Origin of the sequence: Streptomyces venezuelae (genome assembly GCF_008642355.1) — a bacterium.
GTDB classification, from domain to species: domain Bacteria; phylum Actinomycetota; class Actinomycetes; order Streptomycetales; family Streptomycetaceae; genus Streptomyces; species Streptomyces venezuelae_B.
In genome coordinates this window covers 7,215,498-7,228,492 of record NZ_CP029193.1, presented here as the reverse complement: position 1 = coordinate 7,228,492, position 12,995 = coordinate 7,215,498, and the positions used below count along the sequence as shown (strand labels likewise).

Genomic DNA, 12,995 nt, shown 5'->3' with positions numbered 1-12,995 from the left:
TCCCTATCGGTGTGGGTGGATGTGCCGGGAAGAGGTGCCGGCCGGTGCGGCCGGTGCGGGGTGGAAGCGGCGGCGGTACTCCGCCGGGGCCGCGCCGAGCACCTTCACGAAGGCACGGCGCATGGCCTCCGGGGTGCCGTAGCCGCAGGCGCGGGAGATCTCCTCGACACCGTCGGAGGTGTCCTCCAGGAGGCGCCGGGCGTGTTCGATGCGGACGCGCTCGACGTACTTGCCCGGGGTCAGACCGGTGTCCGCCTGGAAGGCGCGGGCGAAGTGGCGGGGCGAGAGGCGGGCGCGCGCGGCGAGCGCCTCGACGGAGAGGTTGCCGGCCGGGTGCTCGGTGATCCACTGCTGGACCTCGCGCAGCGGCTCACGCCGTGCGGCCTGTGCGGCGAGCTGGACGCTGAACTGTGCCTGGTTCCCCGGGCGCCGCAGGAAGACCACCAGGTGGCGTGCGACCGTGAGCGCCACCTCGCGGCCCAGGTCCTCCTCGACCAGCGCCAGCACGAGGTCGATGCCCGCGGTCACCCCCGCGGACGTGGCGACGTGGCCGTCCCGTACGTAGATGGGATCGGGGTCGACGTCGATGCCCGGGTGGTCCCTGGCGAGCTTCTCGCAGTACGCCCAGTGCGTCGTCGCCCTGCGCCCCTCCAGGAGGCCCGCCTCGGCGAGGCGGATCGCGCCGGTGCAGACCGAGACGAGGCGCTGCGCGTGCGGGCCGTGCTCACGCAGCCAGGCGGTCAGCTCGGGGTCCTGCCCGCGCGTGCCGTGGCCGCCGGGGACCAGCAGCGTGTGCGGTGCGGGGGCGTCGGCGAGCGCCGAGTCCGGGACGAGGGTGAGGCCGCTGGACGTGCGCACGGGCCCGCCGTCCAGGGAGGCCGTGCGGACGAGGTAGCCGTCCCGGGTGTCGCCCGCGCAGAGCCCGGCGCCCGTGAACACCTCCACGGGCCCCGTGACATCGAGGCTCTGGACGCCGTCGAAGAGGACGACCAGGACGGTTCGCTGCGTCATGCCGTCGATTCTTCGCCGGGGCCCGGGCGTCCGCAATGACGGCGACCCCACCTTTCCTGCCATGTGGGTGACCACGCCACGTTCCACATACCGACCAGTAGGTAACGTGCACCCATGACCTCTTCGACGACCTCGCCCTCCTCGTCCTCCTCGTCCTCCTCGTCCTCCTCGTCCTCCTCGTCCGCCGCGCTGGACGCGCGGGCCGGGCGCCGCTGTCACACCGTCCTCAACGCCCTGCACTCCACGCACTACTTCTCACCGGACGTGACCCGGGAGCTGAAGGCCCTCGGGATCACCCACCCCAGTGCCGTGAACTTCGCCGTGCGCGCCGCGGCGCTGGGCGCTGTCGGCCCCGGGACCGTGGCGGCAGCCTTCTACAACTACAAGTACGAGCTCGTCGCGGCGCACGTCCCCCAGGTGTGGCGGACCGCCTCTCCGGAGGACGTCCTCGCGGCGCGGCTCCGGGGTGTCGACACGACGCTGCGGCGGCTGCTCGGCGAGGAGCTCGTCGCATCCCCCGAGATGGCCGAGGCCGCGGAGCTCGCGCTGCGCGCCACCGAGGCCTGCACACGCGGCGCGCGCCCGCTGTACGCCGCCCACGCCGACCTGCCCGTCCCCGCGGAGCCGCACCTCGCCTACTGGCACGCGGCGACGCTGCTGCGCGAGCACCGCGGCGACGGCCACCTGACCGTGCTGCTCGGCGCCGGACTCGACGGCCTCGAAGCCCTGGTGAGCCACACCGCGACCGGCAAGGGCACCCGGCCGAAGTGGGTGTTCTCCACGCGCGGCTGGAACCAGGAGGAGTGGGACGCGGCCGTGGACCGGCTCCGGGAGCGCGGAGTCCTCGACGGTGAGGGCGAGTTGACGGAGACCGGCGTGGCGCTGCGCAAGGACATCGAGGCGGAGACGGATCGCCTGGACCGGGCCCCGTACGAGCACCTGGGCGCGGCGGGCGTCGAACGGCTCACCGAACTCGGCACCCTCATCACCGGGACGGCGCTGCAGGCCGGGGCGTTCCCCGCGGACCTGCTCGGCAAGCGCTGATCGCCGCCCGGGCGGCCGGACCGCCCGCCACGCATGGCTTCGCGTGTCCGAGGTACCCGTTCGTCCATCGGCTGCGCCGACCTCCGGCGGGCCGGGGACGAAAGGGGAGTTCTCATGCTCCGTGCCATAGCGGACGTTCTGCGCCAGATCGGCGCCGCCCTCGCCACCGTCGTGACGCTGCCGTTCCGGGCCGTGGCCCGGCTGTTCGGCGGAGCGTCACGTTCCGCGGGGCGGGGCGGGCGGAGTGCCGGCCGGCGGCCGGGCCGCATGGGGCACGCCCGCCGGGTCTGATCACCCGCGGTCGGCGTCACCTGCCACAATTGCCCGGCAACCTCAGCGAGAAGGCGGTACCGGAACGTGGCAGCTTTGAAGACGTCCACCCCAGCGTCCATCGAAGGCAGGATCGCCGAGGAGCTCGGCGTACGGGAGCGGCAGGTGAAGGCCGCCGTCGACCTGCTCGACGGCGGCTCCACGGTGCCCTTCATCGCGCGCTACCGCAAGGAAGCGACCGAGATGCTCGACGACGCGCAGCTGCGCACGCTCGAGGAGCGTCTGCGCTACCTGCGCGAGCTGGAGGACCGGCGCGCCGCGATCCTCGACTCGGTCCGTGAGCAGGGCAAGCTCACCGACGAGCTCGAAGCGCGGATCCGCGAGGCGGACACGAAGGCCCGGCTCGAGGACATCTACCTGCCGTTCAAGCCGAAGCGGCGCACCAAGGCGCAGATCGCCCGCGAGGCCGGGCTCGAACCGCTCGCGGACGGGCTGCTCGCCGACCCGGGCGTCGAACCGCAGGCCGCGGCCGCCGCGTTCGTGGACGCCGACAAGGGCGTCGCGGACCCGCAGGCCGCCCTGGACGGCGCGCGGGCGATCCTCGCCGAGCGGTTCTCCGAGGACGCCGACCTGATCGGCGAGCTGCGCGAGCGCATGTGGGTGCGCGGCAGGCTCGCCGCGAAGGTCCGGGAGGGCAAGGAGGAGGCGGGCGCCAAGTTCGCCGACTACTTCGACTTCACCGAGCCCTTCACCGAGCTGCCCTCGCACCGCGTCCTCGCCATGCTGCGCGGCGAGAAGGAAGAGGTCCTCGACCTCGTGCTCGAGCCCGAGGAGCCCTCCGACACGCCGGGCGCCCCGTCCTCGTACGAAGGCATCGTCGCCCAGCGCTTCGGCATCGCCGACCGCGGCCGGCCCGGCGACAAGTGGCTGCAGGACACGGTCCGCTGGTCCTGGCGGACGCGGATCCTCGTGCACCTCGGCATCGACCTGCGGCTGCGGCTGCGGACCGCCGCCGAGGACGAGGCGGTGCGCGTCTTCGCGTCGAACCTGCGCGACCTGCTGCTGGCCGCGCCCGCGGGCACGCGCGCGACGCTGGGCCTGGACCCCGGGTTCCGTACGGGTGTGAAGGTCGCCGTCGTCGACGCGACCGGCAAGGTCGTCGCGACCGACACGATCCACCCGCACGTCCCCGCCAACAAGTGGGACCAGTCCCTGGCGACACTCGCCCGGCTCGCCAAGGAGCACGACGTCGACCTGATCGCCATCGGGAACGGCACGGCGTCGCGCGAGACCGACAAGCTCGCCGGTGAACTCATCACCAAGCACCCCGAGTTGAACCTGACGAAGGTGATGGTCTCCGAGGCGGGCGCCTCGGTGTACTCGGCGTCGGCGTTCGCCTCGCAGGAGCTGCCCGACCTCGATGTCTCGATCCGCGGCGCGGTGTCCATCGCCCGCCGCCTCCAGGACCCGCTCGCCGAGCTCGTGAAGATCGACCCCAAGTCGATCGGTGTCGGGCAGTACCAGCACGACCTGTCCGAGGTGAAGCTGTCGCGCTCCCTCGACGCGGTCGTCGAGGACTGTGTGAACGGCGTCGGCGTGGACGTCAACACGGCCTCCGCCCCGCTCCTCGCCCGGGTCTCCGGCATCGGCGCGGGTCTGGCGGAGAACATCGTGGCGCACCGCGACGCGAACGGCCCGTTCAAGAGCCGCAAGGGCCTCAAGGACGTCGCCAGGCTCGGCCCGAAGGCGTACGAGCAGTGCGCGGGCTTCCTCCGCATCCGCGGCGGCGACGACCCGCTGGACGCCTCCAGCGTGCACCCGGAGGCATACCCCGTGGTGCGCAGGATGGTGAAGTCGGTGGGCGGCGAGGTCGGTTCGCTGATCGGCAACACGCCGGCGCTGCGCTCGCTGAAGCCGGACGCGTTCGTGGACGAGGTCTTCGGTCTGCCCACCGTCACGGACATCCTCAAGGAGCTGGAGAAGCCCGGGCGCGACCCGCGGCCCGCCTTCAAGACGGCGACCTTCAAGGACGGCGTCGAGAAGATCTCCGACCTCGCCGCCGGAATGGTCCTCGAAGGCGTCGTGACGAACGTCGCCGCGTTCGGCGCGTTCGTGGACGTGGGCGTGCACCAGGACGGTCTGGTCCATGTGTCCGCCATGTCCAAGACGTTCGTCAAGGACCCGCGTGACGTCGTGAAGCCCGGCGACATCGTCAAGGTGAAGGTTATGGACGTCGACATCCCGCGCAAGCGGATCTCGCTGACGCTGCGGCTCGACGACGAGGCGAACGCCTCCGGCGGCGACGGGGAGCAGCCGAGGCGGGGCGGCGGCCGGCCGCCTCAGCAGCGGCAGCGGGGCCAGGGCGGTGGCGGCGGCCAGGGCCGACGCCAGCAGGGCCAGGGGCAGAGTCAGGGCCAGGGGCAGCGGGGCGGTGGCCGCGGGCAGAAGCCGCAGCGGCAGGGCCCGCCGCCCGCGAACGACGCGATGGCCGAGGCGTTGCGGCGGGCGGGCCTCGTCGACCCGAAGCGGCGCTGACGGGCCGCGGAGCCTTCGTGGGACCGGGAAAGGCGGGGGTCAGAGTGGCAGTTCCGTCACTTTGCCCTCCGCCACCTCCAGGCGGCGGGTCACGTGGACCGCGTCCAGCATCCTTCGGTCGTGCGTGACGAGCAGCAGGGTGCCCTGGTAGGCGTCCAAGGCCGTCTCCAGCTGCTCGATCGCGGGGAGGTCCAGGTGGTTCGTCGGCTCGTCGAGGACGAGGAGGTTGACGCCCCGGCCCTGGAGCAGCGCGAGGCCCGCGCGGGTCCGCTCGCCGGGCGACAGCGTCGCCGCCGGGCGCAGGACGTGGTCCGCCTTCAGGCCGAACTTGGCGAGCAGCGTGCGGACTTCGGCGGGTTCGGTGTCCGGGACGGCCGCGCAGAACGCGTCCAGCAGGGACTCCTCGCCGTGGAACAGGGCGCGCGCCTGGTCGACCTCGCCGACCAGGACGCCCGAGCCGAGCGCGGCGTGCCCCTCGTCCAGCGGGACGCGGCCCAGGAGCGCCGCCAGCAGCGTGGACTTGCCCGAGCCGTTGGCGCCGGTGATCGCCACGCGGTCCGCCCAGTCGATCTGCAGGGTGACGGGGCCGAGCGTGAACGAGCCCCGGTGGACCTCCGCGTCGCGCAGGCTCGCGACGACCGCGCCCGAGCGGGGCGCGGCGGCGATCTCCATGCGGAGCTCCCATTCCTTGCGGGGCTCCTCGACGACGTCGAGGCGCTCGATCATGCGCTGCGTCTGGCGGGCCTTCGCCGCCTGCTTCTCGCTGGCGTCGGCGCGGAAGTTCCGGCCGATCTTGTCGTTGTCGCCGCCACCCGACCTGGCCTTGCGGCGGGCGTTCTTGACGCCCTTGTCGGCCCAGGAACGCTGCATCTGGGCGCGGCTCTGGAGCGCGGCCTTCTTGTCGGCGTACTCCTCGTACTCCTCGCGGGCGTGCCGGCGGGAGGTGTCGCGCTCCTCCAGGTACGCGTCGTAGCCGCCGCCGTAGAGGTTGATCTGCTGCTGGGCCAGGTCGAGTTCGAGGACCTTGGTGACGGTGCGGGTGAGGAACTCGCGGTCGTGGCTGACGACGACCGTGCCGGCGCGCAGGCCGCGCACGAAGCTCTCGAGCCGTTCCAGGCCCGCGAGGTCGAGGTCGTTGGTCGGCTCGTCCAGGAGGAACACGTCGTAGCGGGAGAGGAGCAGGGAGGCGAGTCCGGCGCGGGCCGCCTGGCCTCCCGAGAGGGAGGTCATCGGCTGGTCCAGGCTCACGCCGAGCCCGAGCGAGTCGGCGGTCTCCTCGGCGCGCTCGTCGAGGTCCGCGCCGCCGAGCGCCAGCCAGCGCTCCAGGCTGGCCGCGTACGCGTCGTCCGCGCCCGGGGCGCCGTCGACCAGGGCCTGCGTGTCCCGGTCCATGGCCAGCTGCGCCTCGGCCACGCCGGTGCGGCGGGCCAGGAAGGCACGGATGGTCTCGCCGGGGCGACGGTCGGGCTCCTGCGGCAGGTGTCCCACGGAGGCGGTGGCGGGCGAGAGCCTCAGCTCGCCCCCTTCGGGGGTGTCGAGCCCCGCGAGCAGCCGCAGCAGGGTGGACTTCCCCGCTCCGTTGGCCCCGACGAGCCCGATGACGTCCCCGGGGGCGACGACGAGGTCGAGCCCGGCGAACAGGGTGCGGTCGCCGTGGCCGGCGGCGAGATCTTTGGCGACGAGGGTTGCGGTCATCAGGGGGCAATTGTAGGTCGGCGGGTTCTGGCGGGTGGCCCAGGCATCCTCACCCCGGCAGGGCCGACGTAGGGGTGACCAGCACATGGGTCGACGTGCGGGCCACCACGTACGACGTGCCCTTGGTCGTCCTGGGAGCCAGGGGAACCCGGTGGCGCCCCGGCTCCAGGACCTCGTCGAAGACCTCGTGGACGTGGGTGCGGGAGAGGCGGTCCATCCGGTACGCCGTGAGTTGGACCCGGCACGTCGAGGTGACGTCGAGCTCCGCGGCGCGGGGCCCCGCGGCGAGGTGGGTGAGGCGGCGCTGCTCCTGGGGGCTGCGGTCCAGCGCGTCCTCGATCTGGGCGACCAGGAGCGGGACGATCGGGGCGAGGCCGTCGACGTAGGCGACCGGGACGTCCGCGGCGGCGAAGGCGGCGCGCACGGACTGCCGGGTGGCCGCGGGCACCGTCGGGCCGAAGGCCACGGCACCGTACGTGCGGAGTTCGTCGGCCGGCACCCCCGCCGCGTCCGCCGCGATCTCCGCGCCGACACCGATCGTCCGCAGTGCGGCGGCGAGCTTCGCGAGGGTCGCCACGCGCGCGCCGATGAGGAGGACCCGGCGACGGTGCTGCGCCTCGTCGCCCTCGGCGAGCAACTGCCCGAGTGCCGCCCGGTATTCGTCGCCCCGGAACCGGAACGGCCCTATGCCGTGGTACCCGTTGAGTTCCAGGTCGGCCCGTTCCGACGTCTGCCAGGCGAAGTCGCGCCAGACGAAGTCGTCGCTGCCGTCGGCGGCCTTCTCGATCACCGCCGTGACCGCGCCGCACTCCAGGCCCTCGCACTCGGGGCAGCCATATATGACGTAACGCCCCTCCTCCAGCGGCGCCTGGGCCTCCAGGAGCAGTCGGCGTACGTGCGTGGTGAAGATGGCCGGCGGGATGTCGGACGCCAGCGGCGACACCGCGTCGAGGTCGGAGAGCTGGAAGAGGAGCGGGCGGCCGTCGACGATGAAGTCGACGAAATCGCGGTGCACTTGGTAGTCACCGTTGGCGAGAACCCCACCGGCGCGGATGGCCGGTGCCAGACCGAAGGTCGCGTACTCGGCAGACATGCTGTGAGTATCCCCACCTGAAGTGTGATGTGAGCACGGCATCGCACATTCCGATGGGTGGCGGCCAGGCGGCGCCGGGCGCGGCACCGACGAGTACGAGGGAGTTGCGGCGCGGGCGTGCCCGTCGGCGCACGCATGGTCGAGGGCGTACCTGCCGCGACGGGTCTGGACGACGCCGTCGTCGCGGTGTGGCCAGGGAGGCGGCGCGCTCGGGTGTGCGCCGCCTCCCTGTGCCTCCGGTCAGCGGGGCGAGACCGGGTCGTTGTCCCGTTCAGGGCCGTCGCCGTTGTCGTCGGTCGCGGGGCCGATCTGGAGCTCGAAGTCACCGTCGTGGTGCTCGTGGCCTGCGATGACGGCCTTCTCCAGGACCTCCGTGCCGTGCTCGCCGCGCACGATCAGCGGGTCGTGCCGCAGGTCCCGCATGAGGGCCACGCACATGCCGATCATCACGATGGTGAAGGGCGCGGCGACCAGGATCGTGAGGTTGCGCAGACCCGTGAGCGCGTCGTCGTTGCCGTCGCCGATCAGGAGCATGATCGCGCCGACGGCGCCGGTGACGATGCCCCAGAAGATCACGACGAACCGGCCGGGTTCGAGGGCGCCCTTCTGGGAGAGCGTGCCCATGACGATGGAGGCGGCGTCGGCTCCCGAGACGAAGAAGATGCCGACGAGGATCATGACCAACAGGCTGGTCACGGTGGCGATGGGGTACTCGTTCAGGAGGCCGAACAGCTGGGCCTCCTGGGTCGTGTCGCCCTTGAGTCCCCCGCGGTCGGCGACCGTCATGGCGCTGCCGCCGAAGACGGCGAACCAGATGAGGCTGACGGTGCTGGGCACCAGGATGACGCCGCCGACGAACTGGCGGATCGTACGGCCGCGGCTGATGCGCGCGATGAACATGCCGACGAAGGGCGTCCAGGAGATCCACCAGGCCCAGTAGAAGACCGTCCAGCTGCTCAGCCACTCGGCGACGCCTTCGCCGCTCGACGCCTCGGTGCGGCCGATGAGCTGCGGCAGGTCGTTGAGGTAGGCGCCGATGGAGGTGGGCACCATGTCGAGGATGATGACGGTCGGGCCCGCGATGAAGACGAAGACGACCAGGAGCCCGGCGAGCACCATGTTGATGTTGGAGAGCCACTGCACGCCCTTCTCCACACCGGAGATGGCGGACGCCACGAAGGCCAGGGTCAGCACGGCGATGATCACGACGAGCAGGCCGGTGCCCGCCTTGTCCATCCAGTCGACCTCCTCCATGCCGCTGCCGATCTGCAGGGCGCCGAGGCCCAGCGAGGCGGCCGAGCCGAAGAGGGTGGCGAAGATGGCGAGGATGTCGATGACACGGCCCCAGGCGCCGCGGGCGTGCTTCTCGCCGATGAGCGGCTCGAAGACGGCGCTGATGGTCTGCCGGCGGTTGCGGCGGAAGGTGCTGTACGCGATGGCGAGGCCCACGACCGCGTAGATCGCCCACGGGTGGAGCGTCCAGTGGAAGAGGGTGGTGGCCATCGCGGTCTCCATGGCCGCGGGCGCGTCCGCCGGGTCGGTGCCCGGCGGATGGTCCTTGAAGTGCGCGAGGGGCTCGCTCACTCCGTAGAACATCAGGCCGATGCCCATGCCGGCGCTGAACATCATGGCGACCCAGGAGACCGTGCGGAACTCCGGGTCCTCGCCCTCGTTGCCGAGGGTGATCTTTCCGTAGCGGCTCACGGCGAGCCAGAGCGCGAAGACGACGAACCCCGTGGCGGTCAGCATGAAGAACCAACCGCCGTTGTGCATCAGACCGTTGAGCATGTCCGTGGAGACATTCTCGAGCGAGTCCGTCGACACCGCGCCCCAGACCACGAACGCGAGGGTGAGCACGGCGGTGACGCCGAACACCACCCGGTCCGTCTGCGGGGACCGGCCGCCGGGGGCGGGCGCCATGATCTCCGACGCCCCTCCCCCGTCGTCCGCTTTATGCTGATCCTGCGTCACAAGTGACACCTTTCAGGGGGTCGGTATTGAGTCGAGAGTTTGTTCTTCGTTACCCCCTACCACATGTGACGTACCTCTCACCTTCTCAACAGGCCATGTCGGGCCGACCTGTGACCATGTGATACGGCGCGCGCTCGTCGAGCAGCAGCGGCACGAGGGCCCGTGCGGACTGCCGCAGGGGAACATATGCGCCAGTTTTCGTGCGCTTCACGGTGACGCCGTGCAGGGCCAGTTCGTCCTTGATGTCGCCGTACTGTGCGGCGTCCAGGCGGTATCCGCAGGGCGGGTCCTGGATGATCTCGGACGGCTCGGCGGGGTCGTTGTCGGCGCCCCCGATGTAGACCGGACCGCGGTCGAGGAAGCCCTTCGCGCGGGCCGCACCGGTGGCAGCCTCCAGCTCTCCGCGGCGTGCGTCGGTGTAGTCGAGCAGGCCGCCGAGCGCGGAGCGTTGGGAGGTGACGCGGCGCCGGTTGTTGAGCGCCTCGTCCTTCTTCTCGGCCTCCGTGAGGGGATCGACGCGGCTCTCGATCAGCAGCCCGGCGGCGTGCTTGATGCCGGACATGTTGCGCAGGATGCGCTCCTGCCCGTCGCCCGCGGTCTGCTTGATGGGGTCGCCGGTGACGGGGTCGGTCCAGATGCCGTACGTGCCCGTCGTGTATCCGTCGCGCCCGGCGGCCGGCCGCACGTACGCCTTGGACAGCGTCTGCGCCTCCGCGTGCACGGCGTCGTCGGTGTTGAGGTTGCGCGGCCAGAGGTCGAACAGGTCCTTGTCGTAGTACTTGGGCGTGGCGCCGTACTCGTGCAGGTCGTAGATGGCGTCGGGCTTGCGGTCCCGGATCACCGCGGCCATGGCGCGGGCCTCGGCGGTCCTGAGGGAGAGGTGGTCGCGGTTGATGTCGACGCCGTCGGAGTTGCCGCGGGTGTCGGCGGCGCGCCCGTCGGGGTTGGCGGTCGGCACGACGAGGAGCGTGGTGCGGCTGAGGAAGCGTTTCGTCTTCTTGTCCCTGGCGTACGCCAGGTCGCGGATCGTGGACAGACAGGCCTCACGGCCCGAGGGTTCGTCGCCGTGCTGGCTGCAGATCAGCAGCACGGTGTTCTTCGCCGGGCGTTCGCCGATGCGGACCAACCGGAGGGGGCGGTCCTTCTTGGTGGTGCCGATGCGGTCGACCGAGACCCGCCCGGTGGCCCGGTCCACGGCGGCGAGGAGGTCCTGTTCCTCGGGCTGAGTGGTCCAGCGCGCTCCGTTCGTCTCCTCGAATCCGGTACGGGGCGGGGTCGGCGTCGCCTGCGCGGGCGCCGTCAGGAGCGGCGCGGCGAGCGCGGCGGTGGCGCAGACGAGCGCGAGGGAGCGGATGCGCGGGGTCATGAAGTGCTGCCTCCCGGGACGGGGTTGATGCGGCGCGGCGGGGCCACGCCGTCGAGTCGGGCTTCGCGGGGAGTGACGGATGCGGTGGTGGTGAACGAACCGGCGCCGCCCACCAGGGGCAGTTTCGCCGAGGTGCGGGCCAGGTCGAGGGTGAGCGTCGGGGTGTCGGCGGGCGGTTCGATCAGATCGCGGTCGGTGCCCGCCACGATCAGGGCGAGCCGGTGCCCCTTGGGCACGACGTGGTCGGTGGCGGCGAGGTCGAGGGTGATGGTGTGCGGCTTGCCCGGGGTGAGGGGGCGGCCGTGGCGGGGGTCGGCCCAGTTGCCGAGGTCGGCCCAGCCGCGGCTGAAGATCGTGTAGTCGACGTCGGCGGTGTTCGCGCGCGTCTCCTTGAAGCAGGAGCTGTCACCCGCGGTGCTCGGTCCCCAGCACGTGCGTTCGGGGAGCGTGGTGATGCCCTCGCCCGCCGCCGCGTAGTCGCGGATGGTGTCGGGGCCGAGGTCGACGAGGACCGCGGAGAGGTGAGCGGTGCGGGTTGTCGGGGTCGCGGTGACGGTGACCTGGGAGGAGCCGGAGATACGCAGGTCACGGGCGAGCGGCCGGGTAATGAAGCCCGCCTTCTCCGGTGTCGGCACGTCGATCTTCTCGGCCCAGGCCGTCTCGCTCAGGCGCCGGTCGTCGGTGAACGTCTCGGTGCCCTTGCCGCGCCGGGTGCCGAGGGTGCCGACGCCGGGCTCCGTGCCCTTGGCGGGGCGCAGTTCCACGGCGCGGGTGCCGCGCGGGGGCCAGACGCGGTCGGTGCTCCAGCGGTCCGGTGCGCGTTCGACGTCGGCCATCGGCTCGCGGTCGATCCCGTTGTCGTGGCCGAGGAGTTCGTGGTCGAACCAGCGGTGCAGGGTGCGGACCCAGTCGGCGCGGCGGAAGTCGAACGGGTCGACGTGGCCTGTCTGGCTGAGCCAGATCTTGCGGTCCACGCCGTTCTCGGCGAGCGCGTCCCACCACTGGCCGAAGTGCTTGGTGCGGACGTTGAGGTCCTGCATGCCGTGGACGACGAAGACGCTGGCGCGCACCTTGTCGGCGTCGGGTACGTGGTTGCGCTCGCTCCACAGGGAGGTCCAGTCGCCGGTGCGGGGCGCCCCCTCGATCAACCGCTGCTGTACGGCGCCGCAGCGGGCGCGGGCCTCGGGGCTCTCCACGTAGTTCGACAGCCACTCGGGGCCGCTGCCGTACAGCGGGGCGCCCTTGGCGAAGTAGTAGTCGTACCAGGACGAGATCGCACCGATCGGCACGATGGTCTTGAGACCCGGGACTCCGGTGGCGGCGACGCCTTGGGCGACGGTGCCGTCGTAGCTCTTGCCGATCATTCCGGTGGCGCCGTTGCTCCAGGTCGCCTGCGTCCGTTCGGTGCCCGTGCGGCTGGTGTAGCCCCGGGCGCGGCCGTTCAGCCAGTCGACGACGGCTTTCGCGGACTGGACGTCGGAGCGGCCGCCGACGTCGACGCAGCCGTCGGAGCGGTTGGTGCCCGCGAGGTCCACGGCGACGTAGCCGTAGCCGCGGGGCACGAAGTAGTTGTCGTAGTACAGCGGGAGCTGGACGGGGTCGCCGTTCGCGTCGTACGTCTTCTTCTGGCTCTCGTTGCCGCGTCCGCAGCACGCGTAGTACGGGCTCGCGTCCATGATCACGGGGATGCGGCGGCCCCGGCGGTCGAGTTCACGGGGTCTGACTATGTCGACGGCGACGCGGTCGGTCCTCCCGTCCGCGTCGCCGTCGATCCTGGTGTCGACCCATACGGATTCGCGTATCGCGTCCTCGTACGAGTACACGGGTCTGCTCCCGCGCGGCGTGCGCGAGGCCTCGGCGGCGCCTTGCGCCGCGCCCGGGGACATGAGTCCGGCGATCAGGGCGGCAAGCGCCGCCGTCAGGAGCGTTCTCCACAGGATGCGGGTGCGTCGCGCGCATTTCGGCATGGCGCGGAAGGTACACCGGTGAACTCGCGTGCGACAGAGGGCC

General features: G+C 71.8%; 8 protein-coding genes and 1 pseudogene. 3 read left to right on the top strand and 6 right to left on the bottom strand.

Features of this window, described 5'->3' with window-relative positions; all coding sequences use genetic code 11:
* Positions 1 to 3: 3 nt before the first annotated feature.
* Positions 4 to 1,011, bottom strand: a complete 1,008-nt coding sequence (locus tag DEJ47_RS33020; RefSeq protein ID WP_150174566.1) for a GlxA family transcriptional regulator — start codon at positions 1,009 to 1,011, stop codon at positions 4 to 6.
* A gap of 114 nt (positions 1,012 to 1,125) precedes the next feature.
* Between DEJ47_RS33020 and DEJ47_RS33015 the strand changes: the two genes are divergently transcribed.
* The 3 genes and pseudogenes from DEJ47_RS33015 to DEJ47_RS33010 all read left to right on the top strand — a co-directional run bounded on the left by DEJ47_RS33015 (position 1,126) and on the right by DEJ47_RS33010 (position 4,860).
* Positions 1,126 to 2,055, top strand: a complete 930-nt coding sequence (locus tag DEJ47_RS33015) for an SCO6745 family protein (protein WP_223828585.1) — start codon at positions 1,126 to 1,128, stop codon at positions 2,053 to 2,055.
* 114 nt (positions 2,056 to 2,169) lie between these two features.
* Positions 2,170 to 2,298: pseudogene (locus DEJ47_RS36665) on the top strand (LPFR motif small protein); the annotation flags it as partial.
* 114 nt (positions 2,299 to 2,412) lie between these two features.
* On the top strand, positions 2,413 to 4,860 hold the full coding sequence (locus tag DEJ47_RS33010) for a Tex family protein (protein ID WP_223828584.1): 2,448 nt from the start codon (positions 2,413 to 2,415) through the stop codon (positions 4,858 to 4,860).
* 39 nt (positions 4,861 to 4,899) lie between these two features.
* On the opposite strand, the gene DEJ47_RS33005 is transcribed toward DEJ47_RS33010, so the two are convergent.
* The 5 genes from DEJ47_RS33005 to DEJ47_RS32985 all read right to left on the bottom strand — a co-directional run bounded on the left by DEJ47_RS33005 (position 4,900) and on the right by DEJ47_RS32985 (position 12,952).
* Positions 4,900 to 6,555, bottom strand: a complete 1,656-nt coding sequence (locus DEJ47_RS33005; RefSeq protein ID WP_150174560.1) for an ABC-F family ATP-binding cassette domain-containing protein — start codon at positions 6,553 to 6,555, stop codon at positions 4,900 to 4,902.
* A 49-nt stretch (positions 6,556 to 6,604) separates the two neighbouring features.
* A complete protein-coding gene (locus DEJ47_RS33000) occupies positions 6,605 to 7,648 on the bottom strand; it encodes an oxidoreductase (protein ID WP_150174557.1) in 1,044 nt (347 codons plus the stop codon).
* Positions 7,649 to 7,888: 240 nt separating this feature from the next.
* Positions 7,889 to 9,568 carry a BCCT family transporter gene (locus DEJ47_RS32995; RefSeq protein ID WP_150176035.1) on the bottom strand — a complete coding sequence of 560 codons (1,680 nt, stop codon included), beginning with the start codon at positions 9,566 to 9,568 and terminating at the stop codon, positions 7,889 to 7,891.
* A 136-nt stretch (positions 9,569 to 9,704) separates the two neighbouring features.
* Complete coding sequence (locus DEJ47_RS32990; protein ID WP_150174555.1) at positions 9,705 to 10,985, bottom strand: M14 family metallocarboxypeptidase; 1,281 nt, start codon at positions 10,983 to 10,985, stop codon at positions 9,705 to 9,707.
* On the bottom strand, positions 10,982 to 12,952 hold the full coding sequence (locus DEJ47_RS32985) for a Xaa-Pro dipeptidyl-peptidase (protein WP_150174552.1): 1,971 nt from the start codon (positions 12,950 to 12,952) through the stop codon (positions 10,982 to 10,984). Before DEJ47_RS32985 ends, DEJ47_RS32990 begins: the two co-directional genes overlap by 4 nt.
* Positions 12,953 to 12,995: the final 43 nt, after the last annotated feature.